The sequence below is a fragment of the Streptomyces lacaronensis genome (assembly GCF_047337785.1).
Classification (GTDB): domain Bacteria; phylum Actinomycetota; class Actinomycetes; order Streptomycetales; family Streptomycetaceae; genus Streptomyces; species Streptomyces lycopersici.
The window spans coordinates 1,362,051-1,386,087 of record NZ_JBLHDK010000003.1; the positions used below are offsets into that span (position 1 = coordinate 1,362,051).

At 73.2% G+C, this 24,037-nt stretch carries 16 protein-coding genes; 5 read left to right on the forward strand and 11 right to left on the reverse strand.

Translation table 11 applies throughout. From position 1 onward, the window contains the following. Positions 1–55: 55 nt before the first annotated feature. Entirely contained in the window at positions 56–1,456 is a 1,401-nt protein-coding gene (gene lpdA / locus ACMTAK_RS06445; protein WP_413805265.1) for a dihydrolipoyl dehydrogenase, read from the reverse strand. Positions 1,457–1,486: 30 nt separating this feature from the next. On the opposite strand from lpdA, the gene ACMTAK_RS06450 reads away from it, so the two are divergent. Next, positions 1,487–1,885 (forward strand): RNA-binding S4 domain-containing protein, encoded by a 399-nt coding sequence (locus ACMTAK_RS06450; protein WP_413805266.1) that lies wholly within the window; start codon positions 1,487–1,489, stop codon positions 1,883–1,885. Here ACMTAK_RS06450 and ACMTAK_RS06455 read toward each other — a convergent pair. From ACMTAK_RS06455 to ACMTAK_RS06465, 3 genes are read right to left on the reverse strand one after another with little or no spacing between them, the layout of a single operon-like run. Then, a complete protein-coding gene (locus tag ACMTAK_RS06455) occupies positions 1,872–3,125 on the reverse strand; it encodes an NAD(P)/FAD-dependent oxidoreductase (protein ID WP_413805267.1) in 1,254 nt (417 codons plus the stop codon). The two genes, ACMTAK_RS06450 and ACMTAK_RS06455, sit on opposite strands and share 14 nt — an antisense overlap. Then, positions 3,122–4,549 carry an NAD(P)/FAD-dependent oxidoreductase gene (locus ACMTAK_RS06460; protein WP_413805268.1) on the reverse strand — a complete coding sequence of 476 codons (1,428 nt, stop codon included), beginning with the start codon at positions 4,547–4,549 and terminating at the stop codon, positions 3,122–3,124. Before ACMTAK_RS06460 ends, ACMTAK_RS06455 begins: the two co-directional genes overlap by 4 nt. Before the next feature lie 48 nt (positions 4,550–4,597). Beyond that, positions 4,598–6,094 carry an FGGY family carbohydrate kinase gene (locus ACMTAK_RS06465; RefSeq protein ID WP_413805269.1) on the reverse strand — a complete coding sequence of 499 codons (1,497 nt, stop codon included), beginning with the start codon at positions 6,092–6,094 and terminating at the stop codon, positions 4,598–4,600. Between the two features lie 266 nt (positions 6,095–6,360). Here ACMTAK_RS06465 and ACMTAK_RS06470 point away from each other — a divergent pair, with 266 nt between their 5' ends. Next, positions 6,361–7,368, forward strand: a complete 1,008-nt coding sequence (locus ACMTAK_RS06470) for a hypothetical protein (RefSeq protein WP_413805270.1) — start codon at positions 6,361–6,363, stop codon at positions 7,366–7,368. Positions 7,369–7,426: 58 nt separating this feature from the next. Continuing rightward, positions 7,427–8,947, forward strand: coding sequence for an amino acid permease (locus tag ACMTAK_RS06475; protein ID WP_413805271.1), 1,521 nt, complete (start codon positions 7,427–7,429; stop codon positions 8,945–8,947). Between the two features lie 60 nt (positions 8,948–9,007). Here the strand turns inward: ACMTAK_RS06475 and ACMTAK_RS06480 are convergent, their stop codons facing one another. Beyond that, entirely contained in the window at positions 9,008–10,261 is a 1,254-nt protein-coding gene (locus tag ACMTAK_RS06480; RefSeq protein ID WP_413805272.1) for an FAD-dependent oxidoreductase, read from the reverse strand. A 182-nt stretch (positions 10,262–10,443) separates the two neighbouring features. On the opposite strand from ACMTAK_RS06480, the gene ACMTAK_RS06485 reads away from it, so the two are divergent. After that, positions 10,444–11,172 carry a peptidoglycan-binding domain-containing protein gene (locus ACMTAK_RS06485; protein ID WP_413805273.1) on the forward strand — a complete coding sequence of 243 codons (729 nt, stop codon included), beginning with the start codon at positions 10,444–10,446 and terminating at the stop codon, positions 11,170–11,172. Positions 11,173–11,208: 36 nt separating this feature from the next. Here ACMTAK_RS06485 and ACMTAK_RS06490 read toward each other — a convergent pair whose 3' ends face one another. The 3 genes from ACMTAK_RS06490 to ACMTAK_RS06500 all read right to left on the reverse strand — a co-directional run bounded on the left by ACMTAK_RS06490 (position 11,209) and on the right by ACMTAK_RS06500 (position 15,541). Continuing rightward, a complete protein-coding gene (locus ACMTAK_RS06490) occupies positions 11,209–12,582 on the reverse strand; it encodes a CAP domain-containing protein (RefSeq protein ID WP_413805274.1) in 1,374 nt (457 codons plus the stop codon). Positions 12,583–12,720: 138 nt separating this feature from the next. After that, the gene (locus tag ACMTAK_RS06495) at positions 12,721–14,193 is read right to left on the reverse strand and encodes an NAD-dependent succinate-semialdehyde dehydrogenase (RefSeq protein WP_413805275.1); all 1,473 of its coding nucleotides are present in this window, start codon (positions 14,191–14,193) and stop codon (positions 12,721–12,723) included. A gap of 88 nt (positions 14,194–14,281) precedes the next feature. After that, positions 14,282–15,541 carry an aspartate aminotransferase family protein gene (locus ACMTAK_RS06500; RefSeq protein WP_037957403.1) on the reverse strand — a complete coding sequence of 420 codons (1,260 nt, stop codon included), beginning with the start codon at positions 15,539–15,541 and terminating at the stop codon, positions 14,282–14,284. Between the two features lie 202 nt (positions 15,542–15,743). On the opposite strand from ACMTAK_RS06500, the gene ACMTAK_RS06505 reads away from it, so the two are divergent. Continuing rightward, positions 15,744–17,429: a PucR family transcriptional regulator gene (locus tag ACMTAK_RS06505; protein ID WP_413805276.1), complete on the forward strand. Its 1,686-nt coding sequence runs from the start codon at positions 15,744–15,746 to the stop codon at positions 17,427–17,429. Between the two features lie 79 nt (positions 17,430–17,508). Here the strand turns inward: ACMTAK_RS06505 and ACMTAK_RS06510 are convergent, their stop codons facing one another. From ACMTAK_RS06510 to ACMTAK_RS06520, 3 genes are all read right to left on the reverse strand, one after another. Next, a complete protein-coding gene (locus tag ACMTAK_RS06510; protein WP_413805277.1) occupies positions 17,509–18,114 on the reverse strand; it encodes a LuxR C-terminal-related transcriptional regulator in 606 nt (201 codons plus the stop codon). A gap of 331 nt (positions 18,115–18,445) precedes the next feature. After that, entirely contained in the window at positions 18,446–21,256 is a 2,811-nt protein-coding gene (locus ACMTAK_RS06515; RefSeq protein ID WP_413805278.1) for an AAA family ATPase, read from the reverse strand. Beyond that, complete coding sequence (locus tag ACMTAK_RS06520; protein WP_413805279.1) at positions 21,246–24,002, reverse strand: AAA family ATPase; 2,757 nt, start codon at positions 24,000–24,002, stop codon at positions 21,246–21,248. Before ACMTAK_RS06520 ends, ACMTAK_RS06515 begins: the two co-directional genes overlap by 11 nt. Between the last annotated feature and the right edge of the window lie 35 nt (positions 24,003–24,037).

Below are 24,037 nucleotides of genomic sequence, written 5' to 3' on the forward strand. Positions count from 1 at the left end.
TAACGCACATCCGCGGGTCGCACACCTGGTGGCGGCCGGGTTGGGGCATCCGCGATCAGAAGTTGATCATGTGTCCGGCGAGCCCGTGGACGGCCTCCTTCACCGCCTCGCCGAGGGTCGGATGGGCGTGGACATTGCGGGCCACCTCGTGCACGGTGAGATCCCACTGCTGGGCGAGGGTGAGCTCGGGCAGCAGCTCGGTGACCTCGGGGCCGATGAGATGGCCGCCCAGCAGTTCGCCGTGGCGGCCGTCGCTGATGAGCTTCACGAAGCCGACGGGGTCGCCGAGCCCCTGGGCCTTCCCGTTGGCGGTGAACGGGAACTTCGCCACCCGGACGTCGAAGCCGCGCTCGCGCGCCTGGGCCTCGGTCCAGCCGAAGCTGGCGATCTGCGGCTGGCAGAAGGTGGCGCGCGGGATCATCACATAGTCCAGCTCCATGGACTCCGCCCCGGCGATGGTCTCCGCCGCGACGATCCCCATGGCCTCGGCGGCGTGCGCCAGCATCAGCTTGGCGGTGACGTCGCCGATGGCGAAGATGTGCGGCACATTGGTGCGGCACCGGCCGTCGATGCCGATGGCGCCCCGTTCGGTCAGCCGGACGCCGGTGTGCTCCAGCCCGTATCCCTCCACCCGCGGCCGGAACCCGATGGCCTGGAGCACCCGGGCGGCCTGGAGGGTCTGCCGCTGGCCGCCGGTGGTCACCATGACCTTGACCGCGGGGCCCGCGTCGTTGATCGCCTCCACCCGGGTGGAGGTCAGGATGTTCATGCCGAGCCTGCGGAAGCGCCGGGTGAGCTCGGCGGAGACCTCCTCGTCCTCCAGGGGCACGATCCGGTCCATGAACTCCACCAGCGTCACCTGCACCCCGTAGCTGTGCATGATGTACGCGAACTCCACGCCGATGGCTCCCGCGCCCGCGATCAGGACGCTGCCGGGCAGGGTGGGCGAGAGGATCTGCTCCTCGTAGGTGACCACCCGCTCGCTGAGGGAGGTGCCGGGCAGCAGATTGGTGATCGAGCCCGCGGCGATCACGCAGTGGTCGAAGGTGAGCGTCTCCGTGCCGCCTCCGGAGCGGGTGACCAGCATGTCGTTGGGTCCGGTGAAGGCACCCCGCCCCTCGAACTGGGTGATCTTGTTCTTCTTCATCAGATAGTGGACGCCCCTGACCCGTCCGTCGGCCACCTTCCGGCTGCGCTCGAACGCGTCGCCGTAGTCCACGGTGACATCGCCGTTCACCCGGATGCCGAAGTCCTTGGCCTCGTGGATGAACAGATGGGCCAGCTCGGCGTTGCGCAGCAGGGCCTTGGACGGGATGCAGCCCACGTTCAGGCAGACGCCGCCCCAGTAGCGTTCCTCGACCACGGCCGTGGTCAGGCCCAGCTGAGCGGCGCGGATCGCGGCGACATAGCCACCCGGTCCGGCTCCCAGGACCACCACGTCGAAATGTGCGCTCATGCGTCGCACCTTAGACATTAGAGTCGGGGTATGGCTTCAGACGAGGGGTCCGTACGGGTGGACAGCTGGATCTGGTCCGTGCGGCTGACGAAGACGCGCTCCATGGCGTCCTCGGCCTGCCGCGCGGGGCACGTCCGGGTCAACGGCGAGCGCGTCAAGCCCGCGCACACGGTGCGGTCCGGCGACGAGGTGCGGCTGCGCCATGCGGGGCGCGACCGGATCGTGGTCGTCTCGCGCATCGTGCGCAAGCGGGTCGGGGCACCCGTGGCGGTGGAGTGCTACGTCGACAACAGCCCGCCGCCGCCACCGCGCGAGCACACCGTGCCGATCGGGCTGCGCGACCGCGGGACGGGCCGCCCCACCAAGCGCGACCGGCGCGAGATGGAGCGGCTGCGCGGCACGCCCGGGGGCCCGGTCAGTCCGCTGTGATACGCACGGGGCCGCCGTGTGCGTCGGCCCCTGCGATCCAGCCGGCGGGCAGGTGGAACGGCCGGTTGGGCGCCGCCGTGTGAGGAAGGCGCCCGCGGTGCAGCGTCCGGCCGTCCTGGCTGACGGTGAGCACCGGCCGGGTCAGGAACCGCGTGGTGCGCAGGGTGAACCGGCCGCGCGGCGGACGGGGCCCGTCCGGGGAGAGCCGGTTGGGTGAGATCCACAGCAGCGGCGCCTCGACCCGCACCGGCAGCGGTCCCGGGGTCCATGGCACGCCCGCGAGATGGCGCAGTACGGGCGCGGCGGCGAACCGGCCGTCCAGGGCTGCGATATCGGCGGTCTCGACCGGGTGCAGCAGATTGCCCACGGCGAAGACCCCGGGTGCGCCGGTGCGGAACTCGGCGTCGGTGGCCGGGCCCCGGGTGCCGGGGTCGAGGGCGATCCCGGCGCTTCTGGCCAGTTCGTGGTCGGGGATCCAGTCGCCGGTGAACACCACGGTGTCGCAACCGATGGCCGCGGTCCTGCCGTCCCGGTGCCGCAGCCGTACGCTCTCCAGCCGCACCCGGCCGGTCAGTTCGGCCACGGTGGCGTCGGTGACCAGCGGAACGCGATGGCGCAGCCGGGTGCCGAGGTGACGCGCCGGGTGGGTCTGGTGGCGGGGCTGGTCGGTGACCATGGCGGCGACCTCGGCCCCGGCCCGGCGCAGGGTGGCCACCGCGGAGTAGCTGACCCGTTCCGCGCCGACGATGACGGCCCGGCGGCCGACGCTCTGGTGGTGCACGTGGACGGCCTGCTGCAACTGCCCGGTGGTGAAGACACCTGCGGGCCGGGTGCCCGGCACCAGCCGGGCACTGCGCGGGCGTTCCCGGGCGCCGGTGGCCAGGACGACGGCCGTGGCGGTGATCCGCTCCAGGCCGGTCGGTCCGGTGACGTCCACGGTCCGCGGCGCCGCCCAGCCGGTGGCCGTGGCGCCCGTGCGCAGCACGGCCCCGGCGCGGATGGCGGCGGCGATGTGGTGGCGGGCGTAGTCCGGTCCGGTCATCAGCCGGCGCAGATCGCGCAGCCCGAATCCGGTGTGGTCGCAGTGGCGGGGGATGCCACCCGCGCGCTGTTCGCGGTCGAGGACCTCGACCCGGTCCACCCCGGCGGCGGCCAGCCGTGCGGCGACCGCGAGTCCGGCCGGTCCGGCCCCGATGACCAGGACGTCGACGGTGCGGTGGGTACGGTCGATGGGGGTCATCGCCGGGCCTCCGTCCGGTCCTGGGCCGCGGTGGCCGCCTCGAACTGGGCGCGCACCGCGGCGCCGCAGAAGAATCCCTGGCAGCGCCCGGCCAGGGCCCGGGTGCGGCGCCGGAGTCCGTCCAGCGAGGCCGGTGGCACGGTGGCGGTCAGCGCGTCGCGGATCTCGCCCCGGGTGACGCGTTCGCAGTGGCAGACCACGGTGCCGTACGCGGGGTCTGCGGCGATGAGGTCGGCGCGCTGGTAGGGGCGCGGAAACGCCTCGCCGATGGTGGGCATCCGCACGGGCTCGATCTCCCGCTCCGGCCCGGGGTCCAGCCCGCAGCCGATGAGCAGCTCCGCCACATGCGCGGCGATCGCCATGGAGGCGGTGAGTCCGGTGGAGCGGATGCCGCCCACGGCGACATACCGCCGGCCAGGGTCGGCGTGGATCTGGTAGTCGCCGTGCTCGGTGGCGGCGCGCAGCCCGGCGTAGACGGCGGTGACCTCCTCCTCCAGCAGCTCCGGCAGGATCCGCGCGCCCTTCTCGCGGAGCGAGGCCAGTCCGTCGGCCGACGATCCGGTGGCCGTCTTGTCGTCGAGGTCCTCGGCGGTGGGGCCGAGCATCACATTGCCGTACACGGTCGGCGCCACCAGCACGCCCTTGCCGAGCGCGGTGGGCACCGGCAGCAGGATGTGGTCGACCAGGCCGCGGGCGAACTTGTCGAAGACGATGAGCTGGCCGCGGCGCGGGGTCACGGTGAACTCCTGGTGGCCGAGCCGCCGGTTGATCTCGTCCGAGTACAGCCCCGCGGCGTTCACCAGGTGACGGGTGCGCAGCACCCCGCGCGGGGTGGCGATCTCGTGGTGGTCCGCCCCGGTGGTGATGGCCCCGGCCGGGCAGTTCAGATGCAGGGCGACGCCCGCGCGGACCGCCTGGGTGGCGTAGGCGAGCGTCGTCGTCCAGGGGCAGATGATGCTCTCGCCGGGGACCTCGAGCGCGCCGAGGGCGCCGGGGCCCAGGCGGGGTTCGCGGGCGTAGACCGCCTCGGTGCCGAGGATGGCCGTCTCGTCGTAGCCGTTGCGCGCGGCCTTCTCGGCGAGCGACGGCAGCGCGGCGAGCTGCTCCCCGTCCCAGGCGACGAGCAGCGCGCCGAGCGGTTCGAGCGGGATGCCGGTCTCGGCGGCGTAGGCGGTCAGCCGCTGGTAGCCCTCGCGCACCAGGCGGGCCTCCAGGGTGCCCGGGGTGGCGTCGAAGCCGGTGTGCAGGATCGCGGTGTTGGCTTTGGACGTGCCGTCGCCGACGTCGTTCGACGCCTCGACCAGGGCGATCCGCAAGCGGTACCGGGCCAGTTCGCGGGCGATGGCGGCGCCGACCACCCCGGCGCCGATGATGGCCACGTCGTAGACCTCGTCGGGGAGGTCACCCGTGGTCGTAACGGTCATGCTGGTCCCTTGCTCGGTGGTGGACACGGCTCCTGGTGCGCGGGGTCCTCAGTCGTGGTCGGCGGCCGTCGGCGCGTGGTCCAGCAGCGCGGCCACGGCCGAGCGGAAGGCGGCCAGCCGCTCGGCGGCCCGCTCCGCGCCGATCCGCGGTTCGTAGACGGCGGCTGGCTCCCACGCGGGGACTGCCTCCTCGACCGTCAGGCCCGGATCCAGCCCCATCCGCGCGGCGGCACCTACGCCCAGCGCCGTGACGTCCGGCAACGCCGACACCTCCACCGGCCGCTGCAGCAGATCGGCCTGGGTCTGCATCAGCAGCGCCGAGCGGGTCAGTCCTCCGTCCACCCGCAGGACGGTCAGCGGCGCGCCCAGGTCGGAGGCGGCCGCCTCGGCGATCTCCACGACCTGGGCGGCGATGCCCTCGCACAGGGCGCGCACCAGATGTCCGGCGGTGGTGTCGAGGCCGAGCCCGGTCAGCGAGCCCTTGAGGTCGCCGCGCCACCACGGAGCGGCGAGTCCGGCGAGCGCCGGTACGAAGGTGACTCCCCCGGTGTCGGGCACGGTCCCCCCGACCGGGTCGAGGTCCTGGGGCCCTTGGATCACCCCCAGGTCGCTGAGCCAGCGCACCGCGGAGGCGGCGGTGTACACCTGTCCGTCCAGGCAGTAGCTGGTGCGCCCGCCGAACCGCCAGGCCACACAGGAGACCAGGCCGTGGGGGCCGCGCCGGGGCCGGTCGCCGGTCTGGGCGAGGAGGAAGGCGCCGGTGCCGTAGGTGCACTTGGCGGTGCCCGCCTCGGTCACCCGCTGCGCCAGCAGGGCGGCCTGCTGGTCGACCAGGAGTCCGGTGAGCGGGACCTCGCCGCCGAAGGCCGTGGTGGTGCCGACCGGCCCCGCGGCGTCGACGACGCGCGGCAGCCGTTCGGCGGTCAGCCCGTAGAGGTCCAGCGCCTTCGGGGACCAGGCGACGCGGTCGAGGTCGAGCAGTCCGGTGCGCCCGGCGGTGGCGGCGTCGGTGACGAACGCGCCGGTGAGCCGGTGGACCAGCCAGACATCGCTGGTGGTGACCACGCCCTCGCCGGTCAGATGGCGCCGGATCCACGCCATCTTGGGCGCCGCGAAGTACGGATCGAGGGGCAGGCCGGTGAGTTCGCGCAGCGTCTCGGCGTGCGGCGCGAGCTGCTCGCACACCGTCTGGGCCCGCCGGTCCTGCCAGACCAGGGCGTCCGTCAGCGGCTCTCCCGTGACGGGGTCCCAGGCCAGTACGGTCTCGCCCTGGTTGGCCAGCCCGACCGCCATGACCGGCTCCCCCGCGGCCGCGAGGGCCTGCCGCCCGGCATCGAGGACCGAGGTGAGCAGCGCGGCCGGATCGACCTCGACCAGTCCGCCGGGCAGATAACGGGGCCGTACGGGCACCTCGGCCGAGCCGAGCACCCCGCGCTCCGGGCAGAGCACCAGCGCCTTGGTGCCCGAAGTGCCTTGGTCGATGGCGAGGACCGGGCCGGTCGCGGGGCCGGCCGGGGTGCGGTGGCGACGCTCTGCAGGCAGCATGTCCGGTTCTTCGCTCGGGACGGGCGGATCGCTTCGGGCTCGGGGGACGGCGCGCTCGCGGGACGGGGCGCTCGCGGGACGGGGCACGGATCTTGCCGGAAAGCCTGGTGCAGGCGCGGGGCGGGCGTCAAGACGGTCCGTTCGGGCACGGACCGGAGTCCCCCGTTCCCGGATCGTTGCGCCGGGACTATAAGATCCCTGCAACCATCCCCCAGGCACCTCGTTTCCCCGCGTCCGGTACGTCAGCTCCGTACGAAAGTCATCCGATGCCCGAGGAAGAGTTCCGCCCCGTGTACCACCCCGCGGGCTATGACGGCGGGCTGCGCGTGGCGCTGCAGGATCTGCGCACCGGGCGCTGGATATCGATGCGCAATCTGCTCGCGGAGACTCCCACCTGGTCGCTGTGGACCCAGCGCACCCAGGTGCTGGCCACGGCCGCCGCCGGATCCAACGTGGTGGACGCGTGGCGGACCGAGGAGCCGCGGAGCGTGGCGGCGCTGGTGATGCACACCCGGGTCGGGGTGGAGCGCGCGGTGCGCGCACACCGTGAGGGACATCCCCGCACCCGGGAGCTGTGGCGCGAGGCGTGGCAGTCCTGCCAGCTGGCCGCGCACCACTCCCCGGCGGATCCGGTGCCCTGGGTGTGTCTGCTGGCCCTGGCCCAGCTGGACAAGGAGCAGCGGCAGGAGGAACACCGGGTGGCCCCGCCGGGTCCGCTGCTCTTCCCCGGCCCCTGGGGGCTGCTGGCGGAGGCCGACCGGCGCGATCCGTACAACCGCGAGGCGTACCACCGGATGCTGCAGTTCGTGTACGCCCGGCGGGCCGGGGGTTCGCTGGCCGAGGCGGTCAACTTCGTGCAGTGGGTGGTCTCGGGCGCGCCCGAGGGGTCCGCGCTACAGGTGCTGCCGCTGTACGTCCATGTCGAGCGGTACCGCGAGGAGCGGGGCTACGAGAAGGCGCTCGACCTTCACTGGGCCACCGAGGACGCCACCCGGGACGCGAGGAAGGCGCTGCTCGGCTGGTTCGACCACGCGGATGTCACGACGAGTTCCCTGCTCGATCTCAACCATCTGGCACACGCCCTGTGGGGCGCGCTGCTGTTCCCCGACGCGGCCCGCGTCTTCGAGACGCTGGGGCCGTACTTCACCCCGCTCCCCTGGGCCTACCGCACCCGCGACGCCGCCGACCGCACCTTGGCTGAAGAAATGTTTCTTCGCGCCCGGGTCCGCTCGCTGGCCGGGGCACGTGGGCCAAGACCCGGGTCCGGCGGCTGAGCCGATCTCCCCCCACCTGTACCACCCCTCGCCCGCCCCAGCATTCGGAGGTGCATTCATGTCCACGGCATGGTCGAGTTCAAGTCCCGCCCCCCACCGGGACGACGAACAGCGGCTGCGTGAGCTCGGCTATCAACCCGTCCTGGCCCGCCGCATGGGCGGCTTCGGCAATTTCGCCATCAGTTTCTCGGTCATCTCCATTCTCTCCGGATGCATGACGCTGTACGGCTTCGGGCTGGACACCGGAGGCCCCGCGGTGATGATGTGGGGCTGGGCCGGAGTGGGGCTCTTCGTGCTGTGCGTCGGGCTCGCCCTGGCCGAGGTGACCAGCGCGTACCCCACCTCGGGAGCGCTGTACTACATGGCCGACCGGCTGGGCGGACGGACCTGGGGCTGGTACACCGGCTGGCTCAATCTGCTGGGGCTGCTCGGGGCCATCGCCGGAATCGACTACGGCGCCGCCCTGTTCACCGGCGCGCTCTTCAACCTCCAGTGGGGATTCGATCCCACACCGGAATCGACCATGCTCATCTTCGTCTGCGTTCTGCTGCTGCACGCGGCGCTGAATCTGTTCGGAGTGCGGCTGGTGAGCGTGCTCAACTCGGTCAGTGTCTGGTGGCATCTGGCGGGCGTCGCCATCATCGTCGGCGCGCTGGCGATCGTGCCCTCCCACCACCAGTCGCCCGAATTCGTCTTCACCGAGTTCGTCAATGACACCGGCTGGTCGAACCCGCTGTATGTGACCGCGATCGGGCTGCTGCTCGCCCAGTACACCTTCTCCGGCTACGACGCCTCCGCGCATCTGTCCGAGGAGACCTCCAACGCCTCGGTCCACGCCGCCCGGGGGATCGTCCGCGCCATCTGGGTGTCCTGGGTGGCCGGATTCGTACTGCTGGCCGGGCTCACCTTCGCCATCCAGGACTACACCGGCACCCAGGGAAGCGCCACCGGAGTGCCACCGGCGCAGATCCTGATCGACGCCCTGGGCACGGGCGGTGCCACCGCGATGCTGCTCATCGTCATCGTGGCGCAGCTGTTCTGCGGGAACGCCGAGGTGGCGGCGGCCAGCCGGATGGTGTTCGCCTTCAGCCGGGACGGCGCGCTGCCGGGCTCACGGCTGTGGCAGCGGGTCAGCTCCCGTACCCAGACGCCGGTGAACGCGGTGTGGCTGTCGGTGGCGGTGGCCTGTGTGCTGGCCCTGCCGTCCCTGTACTCCGAGACGGCCTACGGCGCGGTGACCGCCATCAACGTCATCGGGATCACGCCCGCCTACGCCATCCCCGTCTTCCTGCGGCTGCGCGCCGGGGACCGGTTCCAGCCGGGCCCGTGGAACCTGGGCCGCTGGAGCAAGCCGGTGGGCTGGATCGCGGTGGTGTGGGTGGCGGTCGTGACGGTGCTGTTCTGTCTGCCGCAGTCCAGTCCGGTGACGGTGGACTCGATGAACTACGCCTCGATCGCGCTGGCCGTGGTGCTGCTGCTGGCCACGGTCTGGTGGTTCGTGGCCCGCCGCTCGTACAACACGCCGTCCGCGTACGGCTCGGCGCGCGAGCAGGCGGAGATCGCCGAAGGCATCGTCTAACGGTTCCTCGTATGCCTGAAGCCGGATGCGGAGGGGTCTTCCGCACCCGGCTTCAACGGCTCATCCGGAACGGCGCAGCGACTCGGCCGGGGGCCGCTCCCGGCCCGCGCCGTAGGCGAGGAAGTACGCGGGCGCCCGCTTCAGCCAGGGCGCCTTGGTGAGCACCTGGGCCAGCCGCAGCGGCTCCCCTCCGGCGACCGGTGAACGCCCTTGCAGCAGCGGCCCGATGACCCGGGCGTGGGCGATCCGCTGCAACCCCTGCGTCGCGACGGTGGTCGGCCACCGGCGACGCTGGACGGCGCGTACGTCGGCGAGGCCCACGGTGCCCTCGCGCAGCGGCCGGGCCAGCTGGCGGGCGGCGGCGACCGCGTCCTCGACGGCGAGGTTGATGCCGATCCCGAACACGGGCGACATCGCGTGGGCCGCGTCCCCGATGCACAGCAGTCCGGGCCGGTGCCAGCGGCGGAGCCGGTCCATCCGTACGTTCAGCAGCTTCACCTCGTCCCAGGACCGCGGGCCCGGCTCACGGTCGGCCGGCTCCCGCCGCATCCACGGGGTGGCCTCGGTGAACGCGGCGAGGAACCGGTCGAGACCTTCGGCGCGGCATTTGGCGTCGGCCCCCTTGGGGATCAGGGCGGCGCACTGCCAGTAGTCGCCTCGGTCGATCATCGCGGTGAGGAAGCGTTCACCGACGTTGCCCACCAGCCCCTGGGGGTCGCTCTCCTCGCGCGGCAGCCGGAACCACCAGACGTCCATCGGGCAGGCGAACTCCTGGAGTCCGAGCTCCGGCAGGTCGCGGGCGAGCGATCCCCGGCCGTCGCAGGCCACGGTGAGGGTGGCACGCAGCTCGCCGGTGGAGCCGCTCGTGCGGTCGCGGTAGCGCACCCCGGTGACCCGTCCTCGCTCCATGAGGAAGGAGGTCACCTCGGTGTTCGTCCGCAGTCGGAAGGTGGGTTCCCGCTCGGCCTCGTCCGCCAGCAGATCGAGCAGATCCCACTGCGGCACCATCGCCACGTAGTTGTACTTCCCCGGCAGTGAGCCGATCTCGCCGACCGTGAACAGTTCGCCGCCCCGCCCTATGGGCAGCTGGATGGAGTGCACATGCCGCTGCGGCAGGGCCGAGAACCGGTCGGCGAGGCCCAGGTCGTCCAGGAGCCTCAGCGTACTGGGGTGCACCGTGTCGCCGCGGAAGTCGCGCAAGAAGTCCCCGTGCTTCTCCAGGACGGTGACCTCCACCCCGGCCCGGGCCAGCAGCAGGCCGAGGACCATCCCGGCGGGCCCGCCGCCCACCACGCAGCATGTGGTCCGCTCCATCTCATGGCTCCCTTCGACGTCCCCGAGACCATGGGCACCCTCTCAGGACGGGTTACCCCGCGGCGCCACGCCACACCGGCGCCGCGGGGGCTCCGGGGCCTCCGGTTCACGATCGGCTTGAATCTTCCCGCGCCCGCGTCCGTATCCCCGCGTGATGGTGTGGGGCGTATAAGGAGGTCTGTATGGCAGCCGAACCCGATCCGGACCGACCAGCCGGGCGCCAGGTGATCGAGCCGACCGCCATCTTCCCCGCGACGCCGGAGTACGACGATGCCTCGGACGGGCCGGTCGAGGGATGGATGGAGGAGCTCGACCTCTTCCGGCCGCCGGGCACCGAGCTGCCGCCCGAGGCGCCGCCCATGGCGGATGACGACACCCAGGAGATGACGGGCGGCCCGTCCGCCGCCGATGCCTGGCCCCCGCAGGAGGCACCGGCCGCGCCTCGGCAACCGCCCGCACCGCCCGGCCCGGCCGGGCGACGCCGCCCCAGCGCCGCCCTGCTGGTGCTGGCCGGGCTCGGCGCGGGGGTCGCCCTCTCGCTGGTGGTGATGGTGGACCGGGACTCGGCGTCCGGCGCGGCCGGGGGCGGCGCGTCGGCCACACCGACCGCGACCTCCGGCGCGCCGCAGACGCCGAGCGCCCCCGCCTCGCAGGGCCCGGACGACCAGTTGCCGCCGCCGGGCGACCCGGGCGATGTGCTGACCCTCGGGAGCACCGGTCCGGAGGTCACCGAGCTCCAGAAGCGGCTGCTGCGGATCCCGAACGTGTATCAGGACGGGCAGGTCAACGGCCAGTACGACCAGACGCTGGCCCAGGCCGTCTCCCGGTTCCAGGTGTGGTACGGGATCCGGGGCGACGCGAACGGGGTGTACGGGAGCGCCACACGGCGCATTCTGGAGTCGCGCACCTGACGCCACGGCCGGAGGCGGACAGGGGCGGGGACGCCATCAGGCGGCGCCGAAGACCTGGGTCCAGTACGTGCCCGCGCGGCTGCCGGTGGCATGGCCGACGCCGATATGGGTGAAGTCGGGCTTCAGGATGTTGGCCCGGTGACCCGGGCTGTTCATCCAGCCGCGCACCACCTCCTCCGGGGAGCGCTGGCCGCATGCGATGTTCTCGCCGATGCCGCGGTGGGTGGCTCCGGCGGCCCGGGCCCGGTCCCAGGGCTGATGCCCCCCGGGGCCGGTGTGGGAGTAGAAGTCGCGGACCACCATGTCGTCGCTGTGTGCCTGCGCGGCCGCGGTCAGCCGCGGGTCCGGGGCGAGGGGCGCGAGCCGGGCGGCGGCGCGCTCCGCGTTGGTGAGGGCGATGACCTCGGAGGCCAGGCGCAGCAGCCCGTCCGGGGTGAACGGCCGGGCCCATACCGCCGTCCAGTAGACGTCCCCGGTGGTGGGCCCGTCGGCCCGGCCGATGCCCAGGTGGACGAGGGCCGGGTCGTGGAACGGGCCCCGGCGCTCGGCGCCTTCGAGGCAGTAGTCCACGAACTCGCGTGGGGTGCGCGGCCCGGAGACGATGTGCTCGGCGATGGTCAGCGGGCGGTATCCGTGCGCGGCGATCCGGTGGAAGAGCGAGGTGCCGTCCGGGCTCTCCAGCGCCAGCGCGCCGTGGGCGGCCATGGTCCGGGCGTGTGCCTCGGCCGCCGCGGTCAGCCGTCCGTCGAGGGCCACGGGCGCGGCCCCGGCCCCTGCCCGCGCCGCGTTCACCACGTCGAGGGCCTGCCGCGAGGCCGCGTCGGCGGGCGCCGGGGCGGCGGGCGCCGGGGCGGGAGGCGCGAGAGGCATGGGAGGCACGAGCACGGGCGCGGGGGACGCGGGCGGCGGGGGCGCGGGCGCGGGGGCTCCGTCGTCGGCGACGTCGACGCCGAAGTCCCGGGCCACCCCGGCCAGTCCGTCGGCGTACCCCTGGCCGATCGCCCGCACCTTCCAGTCGCCGCCACGGCGGTAGATCTCGGCGAGCAGCAGCACCGTCTCCCGCGCGGGGCGCGGCGGGGCGAACCGGGCCAGCGGCGCTCCCCGCTCGTCCAGGACGCTCAGCACGGGCGCCGGGAGCCGCCCCAGCGGGGTGCCCGGGTCGGCGGGGCTGATGACGAGGGTGACCCGGGCGGCGCCGGGCCGCAGCGCCCGTGGCCGCAGGGTGACGGTGTCGCCGTCCAGCCGGGCGCCGGGCGCGGTGGGCTGATTGAAGAAGACGAAGTCGCCGTCGCCCGCGACCTTTCCGTCCTCGCCGGTGATCAGCGCGGACAGGTCGAACGGGCCCGGCACTCGGATGGTCAGCGCGCCGTCGGGCAGCGCCTGGTTCCCGCCGGGCACCAACTCGCCCATATCCGCTCCTCACCGCCGCGTATCTGGGGCAACGCGTCAATGGGGGCAACGCCCAAGCGCCCCCGGCGGTTCCGGCGGGGGCCCTGGGCGTGCTGTTCGGAGAGGTTGGTGATGCGGCTGGTTGGGGTGTGGCAGCGGTCAGACCGGCACCGCGACGTACTTGTACTCCAGGAACTCGTCGATGCCGACGCGGCCGCCCTCGCGTCCGAGCCCGGACTGTTTGACGCCGCCGAAGGGGGCCGCGGGGTTGGAGACCAGTCCGGTGTTGAGGCCGACCATGCCGACCTCGAGCCGCTCGCTCACCCGCAGCGAGCGGTTGAGATCCTGGGTGAACACATAGCCCACCAGACCCCATTCGGTGTCGTTGGCGGTGGCGAGGACCTCGTCCTCGTCGTCGAAGGTGAGCACGGCCGCGACCGGCCCGAAGATCTCGGTCTCCATCAGCCGGCTGGCCGGGGAGACACCGGTGAGCACCGTGGGCGGGTAGAAGCAGCCGGGGCCCTCGGGGGTGCTGCCGCCGACCAGAACCTCGGCGCCGCGTGCCACGGCGTCCGCGACCAGCTCCTCGACCTTGGTACGGCCCGCCCGGTCGATGAGCGGCCCGACCTGGACACCGGCGCGGCTGCCGGGGCCGACCTCCAGCGCGCCCATGCGGCGGGCCAGCCGGTCGGCGAACTCCGCCGCCACGGAGGAGTGGACGAAGAAGCGGTTGGCCGCCGTGCACGCCTCGCCCATGTTGCGCATCTTGGCGGTCATGGCGCCCTCGACCGCGACATCGAGGTCGGCGTCCTCGAAGACGATGAAGGGGGCGTTGCCACCGAGTTCCATGGAGGTGCGGACCACCGCGGGCGCGCTCTGGGCGAGCAGGGTGCGGCCGACCTGGGTGGAGCCGGTGAAGGAGAGCTTGCGGATGTGCCCGCCGGTCAGCAGGGGCTCCACGACCTCTCCGGCGCGGGAGGTGGTGACCACGTTGAGCACCCCGGCCGGAAGCCCCGCCTCCGCCAGGATCCCGGCCAGCGCCAGGCTGGACAGCGGGGTCTGCGGGGCGGGCTTGAGCACCATGGTGCAGCCCGCGGCGATCGCCGGGCCAATCTTGCGGGTGCCCATGGCCAGCGGGAAGTTCCACGGCGTGATGAGCAGACAGGGGCCGACCGGGCGGCGCATCAGCAGCATGCGGTTCTTACCGTCCGGCAGCGTGGAGAACCCGCCCTCGACGCGCACGGCCTCCTCGGAGAACCAGCGGAAGAACTCCGCGGCGTAGGCCGCCTCTCCGCGCGCCTCGGCCAGCGGCTTGCCCATCTCGGCCGTCATCAGCGCGGCGAGCGCGTCGGCCCGCTCCATGATCAGCTCATAGGCGCGGCGCAGGATCTCGCTGCGCGCGCGGGGCGCGGTGGCCGCCCACTTCTCCTGGGCCTCCTCGGCCGCGGCCAGGGCGCGCTGCCCGTCGGCGGGGGCGGCGTCGGCGACGTCGCACAGCACCTCACCGGTGGCCGGGTCGTCGACCGGCATGGTCCGGCCGCCCGCCGCGTCGGACCACGACCCGGCGATGTAGAGCTGCTTGGGCACCGCGGCGAGGACCTCGGCGGCCGAGGGGTACGAGGGGGTGGACATAGGGGCAATCTCCTTAGTGACCGCCGCCGGTCCGAGGGGTTCGGACCGGCGGGCGGATCGGGCTCCCGTGGGCGATGTGCGGTACGCGTCAGGAGTCCGCTGTTCCGGCGCTGACGGCGGCGGACCAGGCGCGCAGACCCTCGTCGATCGCCGCTTCGTCGACGACGAGGGCGGGGATCATCCGGACCACATGGTTCCAGGCGCCGCACAGGAGCAGCAACAGCCCTTCGTCCACGGCGGCGCGCTGGACCCGGGCCGCGGTCGCCGGGTCGGGCTCGCCGTCAGCGGTGACGAATTCGCTGGCCAGCATGAGGCCGAGGCCGCGCACATCGCCGATGGCGGGGGTCTTGGCGGCCACGTCCTCCAGACCGCTGCGCAGCCGCGCCCCCATGGCCTCGGCGTTGGCGACGAGGTTCTCCTCACGGACCACGTCGAGGGTGGCGGCGGCCGCCGCGCAGGCCACGGCGTTGGCGCCGTAGGTGCCGCCCTGGGAGCCTGGCCAGGCCTTGCTCATCAGTTCCTCGGAGGCGGCGATGCCGGACAGCGGGAAACCGCTGGCCAGCCCCTTGGCGGTGACCAGGATGTCGGGGCGGATACCGAAGTGGTCATGGCCCCAGAACCGTCCGGTGCGGCCCACCCCGGTCTGCACCTCGTCCAGGATCAGCAGGAAGCCATGGCGGTCGGCACGCTCCCGCAGGCCCTGGAGGAAGCCCTCGGTGGCGGGCACATAGCCGCCCTCGCCGAGCACCGGTTCGACGATGATCGCGGCGGTGTCGTCGGGCGGGGAGATGGTCTGCAGGACGTAGTCCAGCTCCCGCAGGGCGAACCGGGTCGCGGTCTCCTCGTCCCAGCCGTACCGGTAGGCCGTGGGGAACGGGGTCACCACGACACCGCTCATCAGGGGCGAGAAACCGGACCGGAAGCGGGTTCCGGAGGTGGTCATGGAGGCGGCGGCCACGGTGCGGCCGTGGAATCCGCCGTGGCAGACCAGGACGTTGGGCCGGCCGGTGGCCTGGCGGGCCAGGCGCAGGGCCGACTCGACGGCCTCGCTGCCGGAGTTGCTGAAGAACAGACTGTCGAGGCCGGTGGGGAGCACCTCGCCCAGCTTCTCGACCAGCCGCCGCAGCGGCGGGTGCATCACGGTCGTGTACTGGCCGTGGATGAGGGTGCCCACCTGCTCCTGGGCGGCGGCGACGACCCGCGGATGGCAGTGCCCGGTGCTGGTGACGCCGATGCCCGCGGTGAAGTCGAGGTATCGCCGCCCGTCCTCGCCGTCGATGTAGGCGCCCTCTCCGCGGACGGCGACCACCGGAGTGGCTTGACGGAGCTGCGGCGACAGATTGGTCATGTTCTCTCCCACACCCACGGGTCGGCGATGCGCTCGGACACTTCGAGGGTGAGGGGACGGACCCGGTCAGGACAATGATCACTGTGTCGCGGGGTGGTGATCGCTATGGACGATCTGTCAACGACTCCGGGGACGGGACCTGTCAAGAGGCCGGCCGGGATCGTGGTTGCGCTCGGCGTACGGGCTTGCCAGAGTGAGCGGCATGGACGGCTCCGGCGGCACCGCGTACGACCCTGCCGGACGGCCGCTGACCCGGCCTGCCGAACCCCCGCGGATCCCGGGGCGTCCGCCGCTCAGCCTCGCCGAGGTGCTGCGGCTGCCGGTGCTGGCCGCCGGGGCGCCGGAGGTGGTCTCCGGCCATGGGCAACTGGCCCGGCCGGTCCGCTGGGTCCACATCACCGAGCTGCTGGACCCCGCGTCCTTCCTCAAGGGCGGTGAGCTGGTGCTGACCACCGGGATGCCGCTGCCCGAGGACCCGGCGCTGGTCCGCCGGTATGTCGACGAGCTCGCGGACGTCGGCGCCGCCGGGCTGGTCATCGAGCTGGTGCGGCGCTACCACCGGCCGCCCTCGGAGCTGGTACGGGCCTGTCTGGCGCGGGACTTCCCGCTCGTCCTGCTCTCGCGGACGGTGAACTTCGTGGAGGTCACCCAGGTGCTCCACTCCCTGATCGTCGGCAGTCAGGTGGAGAGCCTGCGCCGGGCCCAGGACGTCCATGACACCTTCACCGCGCTGACCCTGCGGGGCGCCGGGCCCGAGGAGGTGGTGGACATGGCGGCCGAGATGAGCGGGCACCCCGTGGTGCTGGAGAACCTGGTCCACCAGGCCGTCATCTGCGGTTCGCCGGGGCGCGGGGTGGAGGGGGCGCTGACCGGCTGGGAGCGGCGCTCGCGCGCCACGCCCTCGCCCGACCGGACCGGGCTGAGCGGTCCGGAGGACTGGCTGGTGACCGCGGTGGAGTACCGGGGCGAGCGATGGGGACGGCTGCTGATGCTCCCGGACGGGGCCCGGGAGCCGGCGGTCGGCCCCGAGGACGCGATGGTCCTGGAGCGCACCGCCACGGCGCTGACCATCGCCCGGCTCACTCATCACACCCGCTGGGAGCGGCGGGCCCAGCGCACTCTGCTGCTGGACCTGGTGGAGCAGCGCTGCCGGTCCAGGGGCGAGGCCCGGGCCAGGGCCGAGGCGCTGGGCGTGCCGGTCGCGGGCCGCCGGCTGATGGTGGTGCTGGTCAGCCCCGGGCCCGGCGCCGGGGAGACGACCGAGCTGGAGGACCGGCTGACGGACGAGCTGGGGGCGGCCGGGGCCGCCGTACTGGTCGGCGCGGTGCCCGGTGACCACATAGGGGTGCTGCTGGCCCTGCCCGCCGCCACACCCTGGCGGCCGCTGGTGGAGCGGCTGAGCCGGTCGGTGCGGGAGTCCCGGCCGGACGCCGTGATCAGCGTCGGCTCGGAGGTGTCGGACCTGTCGCAGACCGCCCGGTCGTTCCAGCAGGCGGCGCGGGTCGCGGACGCCGCCGTTCCGGGGACGCCGGACAAGGCGTTCCACGAGCTGTCCGACATCGGGCTGCGGCAGTTGCTGTACGCGCTGCGCGGCGATGTGCGGCTCCAGGAGTTCGTGGAGCGGCAGTTGGGACGGCTGGTGGACTACGACGAGCGGCACGGCACCGATCTGCTGCCGGTGCTGCACACCTTCCTGGACGCGGCGGGCAACAAGACGGTGGCCGCCAAGCGTGCGAATCTGTCCCGGCAGGCGTTCTACCAGCGGCTGCACTCGGTGGAGCGGGTGCTGGGCTGCGATCTGGAGTCGGGTGAGCAGCGCACCCAGCTCCATGTGGCGCTCACCGCCTTCCGTCTGCTGCGGCTGTCCCGGGGCCCGGCCCCGTCCTGAGACGGCGCCGCGCCACGGCCGGCCCGGATTCGAATCCGGGCCGGCCGTGGCGCGTTCGTGGACCTCCGCGGCGCGGAGGTCATTTGACGAAGTCGTCGACGACCTTTGGCGGCCAGCAGCCGACGTTGAGTACGCCGATGGAGTACGCGCGGGAGACGAGGGCCGCGCGGTTGGGCACCCGCAGCTTCCGCAGCAGTCGAGTCACGTGGTACTCGACACCCTGCCGGCTGAGGTAGAGCCGGGATGCCAGGGGGATGGTGGAGAGCCCGGCGGCGATGCCCTCCAGGATGCGCGCCTCGGTCTCGGTGAGGAGCTTCTTACGGTTGGTGGCCATGTCCACCTCCTCGCCACCCGCCGTGGGACGCATCACCACGAGGATCGAGGCCACATGGGCGGTGCCCTCGCGCACCGCCACGGCGGTGAGCCCGCTGGTGAAGGCGGCCCCCTCGGCCCCGATGGCCACCACATGGGTGGTGAACCGGTGGCGGGAGCCGTCGAGGAGCCGGGTGAACTGCCGCTTCAGCGCCTGTCGGACGCTGGGGTGGACAAGATCACAGAAGTCGCGGCCGCACACGTCCGAGGAGGCGTCGTCGAACTGCCGGAAGAATTCCCGGTTCGCCTGCTGGACGATGAGCGACGGGTCGAGACAGACGACACACGCCCCTGGCTGATCGAACTGGCGCAATAGATCCGTGTACTCGGTCTGCTCGTGTCCAAGCTCGTGGGGGGTTGGCCGAGCCGAATCCGCTAGTAAAGGCAATGCCAAGGGACTGCCATCCCTTCCTAATTCTCAGTATTCGGAATTGAATATCGATATTCAATTCCGAATGTTCATTTCAGAATTGAGACTAGGGATCTACGGGTACGGAAGTCAACGTCAACAGGGGTGTCGTCGCCCAATCCCGTGGTGGGGTGCCCCGAAGGTTCGGTCCGCACCCCACCCCTTCGGTGGGCCGGTACGGTCGGTTCACGAATCCTCGTCAAACAGCGTCCAATTATCGCCGTTAACGCTCCGTTCACGAATGCATGCGAGGCAGCAGCTCGATGAGCTCGCGCCGCCCGGAGACGCCCAGCTTGCGATAGGAACTCGTCAGATGCTTCTCGATGGCGCGGGAGCTCACCCCCAGCTCGGCCGCGACCTCCTGGTTGGTCAGGCCGCGTCCGACGAGGGAGGTCACGGTGCGTTCGGTACGGGTGAGGGTCGCCTCCGGCGGGGCGGCCGCCGCACCGCTGCCGTCCGCCGCCCGGATCCGCTCGACCAGCCGTGGCACCCCGCACGCCGAGGCCAGGGCCGCGGCCTCCCGGAATACCGCCGCCGCCTCGCCGCCGCCCGGCCTCAGCCGCTTGCCCAGCAGCAGGAGCGTGCGGGCGAGTTCGAGTTCATTGGCCGAGGCGCGCAGCACATCGACCGATTCGTGCAGCAGCCGCATCCCCTGGTCACCGTCGCTCAGCCGGGCCTTCGCCCGCAGCGCGCGGCCGAGCGCCACCGGGGCGCCCCATTCCGTCGCCCGCAGCAACTCCTCCTCGGCCAGCGCCCCGGCCGCGTGGGGGTCGCCGACCCGCCGGTGGAGGTCGGCCGCCCAGGGCCGCCAGGAGAAGAGCACGGGATTGCGCCAGCCCGACGCCTCCAGCTGCCGGCCGCAGGCCAGGAGGGTTTCCAGGGCGCCGGCCCAGCGGCCCTGCTCGGCGTCCTGCGCCGCCTTGACGAACTGCAGCGCCGCGGTCAGGGCCAGGCTCGAGGAGCGGCGCCGGCCGGGACCGTCCAGAATCCGCTCGATCAACGCGGAGTCCTGGAGGTCCAGGGCGACGCGGGTGAGGGCGAGGGTGGAGACGACCCCGACCTCCTGCCAGTGCACCTCGGCCAGCCGCACGGCGCGCTCGGCGTACTCACGTGCCTGGGCGACGCGGCCACGTGCGCCGAGCACCATGGCCTGCTGAACGTTGACGAGCGCGTCCACGACCGTGCCGCCCTGCCGCCGTGTCTGCCGCTCCATCGCCAGCCAGGAGCTGATCCCCCGTACCGAATCGGCGGCCACCAGCCCGATCACCACCAGCGGCAGCGGGGTGTGGACCTGGTCGGAGGTGGCCGGTTCGCGCTCCAGGATGCGGTTGGCCAGCCGGGAGACCTCGGCCGCGGGCCATCGGGCGGTCAGCACCGCCGCGTTGAGCAGCACCGCCGTCAGCTCGCGCTCGGCGGAGGTGATCAGCGGCGGCTCCTCGCCCAGCGCGGACAGCCGCTCGACCGCCGCGGCCAGCTCCGCCGGATCCTCGTGTCCGGCGTGCCGCAGCCGCGCCTCGAGCCGCAGCGCCACATCGCGCGCCGTGCCCTCCAGCGAGGCGGCGGGCCCCAGGTCCTCGGCGACCTGGTGCAGCAGATCGATGACCGACGGCGGTCCCAGGCCCACGATGGTGGGCGAGATCCGCAGGGCCGCGGCGGCCCGGAGCCTGGCCGTGGTCAGCAGGGGGATCGCCTGGGAGATATGGCGTTCACAGGCGGCCGGGTCGAAGGCGCGCTCCGCGGTGGCCAGATCGATCAGCAGCCGGGCCCGGCCCTCCCCGGTCAGCGAGCCGCCCAGGAGGGCGCGGCGCAGATAGCGGGCGGCGGTGCGTGGCGCGCCGCGGCGCAGCGCGGTGTCCGCCGCTGCCCGCAGCACCTCCACCGCCCAGGGGTGGTCGGAGCTGGTGACGGCCAAGAGCTGGGCGGCGACGAGTTCGGCGGGGCGTCCGTTGTGGTACATCAGGGCCGCCGCGGCGTCGTGCAGCCGCTCCCGTTCGGCCACGGTCATCGAGGACTCGACGGCGTCCTGCACCACCCGGTGGAGGAAGCGCGGCTCCTGCTCGGCGGCGAGCAGCCCCAGCTGGTGGAGGTCGCGCAGCGCGGCCAGGAAACCGATCTGGTCCAGCCCGGCCAGCCGGGCCAGGAGGTCCGGTTCGGCCTGGTCGCCGAGGACCGCGATGGCGGCGGCCAGGTCGCGCGGGGGCCGGGGCTGGGCGCGCAGGGAGCTGGCCAGCCGCTCGCGCAGCTGGGCGGGGCGCAAGGAGCGGGCCGATTCGACATGTTCGGCGGTGGGCCGGTGACCGCGCATGGCCAGGTCCGCCAGCACCGACTTCAGAAACAGCGGGTTCCCCGCGGAGCTCTCGTGGCAGGCGCGGGCGAACTCCTCGTCCCCCGGCACGCCGAACTGCTCGAGGATCACTTCCTTGGTGGCGCCCAGCGACAGCGGCGCGGGGCGCAGCACCCGCCGCGCCGCCTCGACGATCTCCCGCAGCAGTGGATCCCCGGGGCGCCGGTAGCCGTCCCGCAGCGCGCAGACGACCACGGCGCGCAGCCCGTGCAGCCGCTTGACGAGGAAGGCGAGCCAGCGCAGCGACGGGGTGTCGACCCACTGCAGATCGTCCACGAGGATGAGCAGCGGGCGCTCGGCGCCGGCGGTGGCCAGCACCGAGCGCAGGCCGTACAGCACCTCCTCGGGGATGGTGACGGCCCCGTCCTCGCCGAGCGGCGGGGCGTCGTCGGAGAAGACCGTCCGGCAGAGGTCGACCTCTGCCTCGACGCGCTGCCCGCGGAGCGCTTCCGGGGCGCCGGTGAGCAGGCTGTCGAAGAGCTGGCGGACCACGCCGAGGTCGAAGTCCTGCTCCATGGGCGCGGCGTTGGCGCGCAGGACTCTGATCTTCTCGCCCTCGGCGAGCATCGGCAGCTGGTGCAGCAGCGCGGTCCGGCCGGTGCCCAGTGGGCCGGTGAGCAACAGCAGTGACGAGTCCCCCGCCGCCGCGGCCCGCAGGGCCTCCGCGACCTGCGCCAGCTCGGCCTCCCGTTCAAGCAACATCGATTCCGCCTCCCTGTGCCGCCCGCAGCAACGCGATCAGCTCCGCGCGACCGCCGATCCCCAGCTTTCGGTACGCACCGCTGAGCCTCAGCTCCACGGTGCGTCTGCTGACGGAGAGGGTCTCGGCTATCTCCCGGTTGCCATGGCCGAGTCCGACGAGGGAAGCGGTGCGCTGCTCGGGTTCGGTCAGCGTCGCCCACGCCGGATGCGGGACGCGGCCGCGGACGGCGGAGGGCCCCGTCCGCTCGGACAGCTCGCGCACCTTCGCGACCAGCTTGCTGGAGGGCCGGTGGGCGATGACGAAGGTGAACAGCTCGGCCACCAGGGGGGCCGCGGCGCGCGGGTTCCCGGTGTCGAGTTCGGCCGTGGCCAGCTCCATCAGGGCCCCCGCGTAGGCGAGCCGGGCCGGGGTGCCGCGCAGGGTGGCCACCGCCTCGCGGAGCCGCTCGACCCGCCCCTCGCGGGCCACCCGTCCGGCGCCCAGCTGGGCCCAGCCGAGCGTGTTGGGGGCGCCCCACAACCGGGCCAGCGCGAGCTCCTCGTCGGCGAGCCGCCGTGCCTCCTCGTGGTCGCCGAGGGCGTCGTGGACCCGGGCGGCCATCGAACGCCATGGCATCAGGGCGGGGTTGATCCGCCCGCGGCCCAACTGCCATCTGCCGGTGGCCCGGAAGAGCTCCGCCGCCTCGGGCAGCCGGTCGTCCTTGACCGCCACCAGCGCCCGGGCGAAGAGCAGATAGCCCCAGGAGGCGCCCTCGCGCGACTCGGCGGGGGCGGAGGCGGCCGCGAGCACACCGGCCTGGCCGAGGTCGCCGTTCTCCAGGGCGATGAGGATCCGGACGGCCAGCAGATACGGAACGGTGTAGCGGTGCCAGAGGGAGCGGGGCAGTGATCGCTCGGCGGCGGCCACGTCCCGTTCGGCCACGTCGAGCCGGCCGCGCCGCAGGTTCAGCTCGCCGCGGACGGCCAGGGCCTGGGCGGCGGCCGCGCGGGCGTGCCGCCGGCGCAGGTCGGTGTGGAGGATGTCCAGCCGGACCTCGGCCTCGTCCAGGTCGTCGGTCAGCAGCAGGGTCCGGGCGGCGGTGAGCCGGGGCAGGATCAGGGCGCCCGCGCCGCCGTCCAGCGTGAAGACCCGGTGGGCCAGCGTCCGGGCGGTGGGCAGGTCCGTCCCGCGCAGGGCCAGCCGCCAGGCGCGCGCCGCGGCCTGCACCGGGCAGGTGGGGTCGTCGGGCAGCGGCGGGATCCCGTCCGGGACCAGATCGGTGTCGTCCTGCCCGTCGGACTCGGTGAGCCAGAACAGCCCCGCGAGCGCCCCCCGTTCCTCGCCGTCGGTCGAGGGCAGCACGTCGACGATCGCGCGGCGCAGCGCCTTGTCGTCGCCGCGGGAGAGCCCGAGGTCGGCGGCGCGCGCCCGGATCCGGCCGGGCCCGCCGTCCCCGGTGCGGATGATCTCCGCCAGTCGGCGGCCCGCGGCCTCGGGGGCGGCGAGCACTTCGATGGCGGCGAGTTCGAGGCCGAGCCGCGCGCGTGGCGCCGGGTCCAGCGGCTCCTCCAGCGCCCGGGACAGACAGGCGATCGCCTGGGCGGTCCGGCCCGCGCGCAGTGCGGCGGCGCAGGTGCGGCGCAGCACGGGGATCACCCAGGGCTCGTCGACCGGGCGGGCGGCGAGCAGCAGCCGGGCGATGTCCTCGTCGGCCACGGCCGCCCGGTAGGCCAACTCTGCGGCGCGGGCGTGGAGTTCGGCTCGCTCGTCACCGGGCATCTCGGCGAGGATCCAGCTGCGCGCCTCGGGCCGGCTCAGCCGGAACCCGGTCCCGGAGGCGATGGCGAGCCCGCTCGCCTGGAGCACTTCCAGCACTCCGGGCTCGCTCGCGGCGCGAGGGCCGGCGAGCGCGTAGAGCAGGGAGAGATCCAGCAGATCGCCGCAGACGGCGAGCGCGCGGACGAGCGCGACGGCCGTGCCGGACAGCCCTCCGAGCACGCGGACGGCGTGTTCACCGCCCACGGCCTCGCTGATGGTGGACAGTTCCGGCACTCGCCCGGCGACTGGCGCGTAGCCGTGTTTGGTGAAGCGGCGCAGTGCCTCGGACAGCACCTCGGGGTTTCCCGCGCTGGCCTCCAGGGCCGCGGAGATGAAGGCGTTGTCGCCGGGGCGGCCGCAGATCAGCGCGACCGTGGCGGCCACGTCGCGCGGGGCGAGCGGGGCCAGTTCGCATTCGAGGGTGATCACCTGCAGCGGCGCGGTGGACAGCGGGCACACGCTGGGGCGGAGCCCTCCGGTGCCGCTGACCAGGAGGGCCATCCGGGCGTCGGACAGCCGCCGTATGAGCGCCCCGAACCACCGCAGCGAGGCCGGGTCCAGCCATTCCACATCGTCGACGACCAGTAGTGTGGGCCGCTCCCGGGCGGTCCGCAGCAACTCGGTCAGGCCCGGTAAGCGGCTCTCGGGTCCCTGTCCGGTCAGGGCCTTCATCGAGCCTTCGGTGAGTCCGTCCACCGGGGCGAGCAGCTGTCCCACCACGCCGTGGCGCACATCGCGCTCACCGGGGGTCGCCTTGGCACGCAGCACGCGGAAGCCCTGGTCCTCGGCCAGCCGGGCGGCGAGGTTCAGCAGGCGGCTCTGTCCGTAACCGGGCCTGCCGATCAGTGTCACCACCGAGGAACGGCCCCGGCCGAGATCGGCGACGGTCTGGGCAAGCATGGCCTGCTCTCGTTCACGGCCGGGGAACGGGAGCCCGTTGAGCAGCATGGTGTGACTATATGCCTGGGGTGGGGCATGGACCT

What these genes read in the sequence shown, in the direction of transcription:
- lpdA (WP_413805265.1), bottom strand. Translation starts at nt 1,456, where the DNA reads ATGAGCGCACATTTCGACGTGGTGGTCCTGGGAGCCGGACCGGGTGGC.
- ACMTAK_RS06450 (WP_413805266.1), top strand. Translation starts at nt 1,487, where the DNA reads ATGGCTTCAGACGAGGGGTCCGTACGGGTGGACAGCTGGATCTGGTCC.
- ACMTAK_RS06455 (WP_413805267.1), bottom strand. Translation starts at nt 3,125, where the DNA reads ATGACCCCCATCGACCGTACCCACCGCACCGTCGACGTCCTGGTCATC.
- ACMTAK_RS06460 (WP_413805268.1), bottom strand. Translation starts at nt 4,549, where the DNA reads ATGACCGTTACGACCACGGGTGACCTCCCCGACGAGGTCTACGACGTG.
- ACMTAK_RS06465 (WP_413805269.1), bottom strand. Translation starts at nt 6,094, where the DNA reads ATGCTGCCTGCAGAGCGTCGCCACCGCACCCCGGCCGGCCCCGCGACC.
- ACMTAK_RS06470 (WP_413805270.1), top strand. Translation starts at nt 6,361, where the DNA reads ATGCCCGAGGAAGAGTTCCGCCCCGTGTACCACCCCGCGGGCTATGAC.
- ACMTAK_RS06475 (WP_413805271.1), top strand. Translation starts at nt 7,427, where the DNA reads ATGTCCACGGCATGGTCGAGTTCAAGTCCCGCCCCCCACCGGGACGAC.
- ACMTAK_RS06480 (WP_413805272.1), bottom strand. Translation starts at nt 10,261, where the DNA reads ATGGAGCGGACCACATGCTGCGTGGTGGGCGGCGGGCCCGCCGGGATG.
- ACMTAK_RS06485 (WP_413805273.1), top strand. Translation starts at nt 10,444, where the DNA reads ATGGCAGCCGAACCCGATCCGGACCGACCAGCCGGGCGCCAGGTGATC.
- ACMTAK_RS06490 (WP_413805274.1), bottom strand. Translation starts at nt 12,582, where the DNA reads ATGGGCGAGTTGGTGCCCGGCGGGAACCAGGCGCTGCCCGACGGCGCG.
- ACMTAK_RS06495 (WP_413805275.1), bottom strand. Translation starts at nt 14,193, where the DNA reads ATGTCCACCCCCTCGTACCCCTCGGCCGCCGAGGTCCTCGCCGCGGTG.
- ACMTAK_RS06500 (WP_037957403.1), bottom strand. Translation starts at nt 15,541, where the DNA reads ATGACCAATCTGTCGCCGCAGCTCCGTCAAGCCACTCCGGTGGTCGCC.
- ACMTAK_RS06505 (WP_413805276.1), top strand. Translation starts at nt 15,744, where the DNA reads ATGGACGGCTCCGGCGGCACCGCGTACGACCCTGCCGGACGGCCGCTG.
- ACMTAK_RS06515 (WP_413805278.1), bottom strand. Translation starts at nt 21,256, where the DNA reads ATGTTGCTTGAACGGGAGGCCGAGCTGGCGCAGGTCGCGGAGGCCCTG.
- ACMTAK_RS06520 (WP_413805279.1), bottom strand. Translation starts at nt 24,002, where the DNA reads ATGCTGCTCAACGGGCTCCCGTTCCCCGGCCGTGAACGAGAGCAGGCC.